Genomic DNA, 267 nt, shown 5'->3' with positions numbered 1-267 from the left:
GCGCACTTCGAGGAGATCGACGCGCACGCGGGCGCGTCCCGCATCCCGATCCTGTTCTGCGGCCCGCTGCTGCACCTGCTCGGCGAGGCGCTGATCCCCGACCTGGGTGGATGCCGCATCGGCGACCGTCCGATCAACTTCCACATGGACGCGCTCCGTGCGTTCGGTGCGGTGGTCGACAAGAGCTACGAGGGCATCCGCATCACGGCCCCGAACGGCCTGCACGGAGCGAACATCACGCTGCCGTACCCGAGCGTCGGGGCGACC

The 267-nt window shown here is 69.7% G+C and carries 1 pseudogene; it reads left to right on the top strand.

Features of this window, described 5'->3' with window-relative positions:
* Positions 1–267, top strand: a pseudogene (locus tag ACZ3HG_RS23865) (hypothetical protein); the annotation flags it as partial.

The organism is Erwinia sp. PME.40.26/001 (genome assembly GCF_055556675.1).
This window is presented reverse-complemented; position numbering and strand designations above follow the sequence as displayed.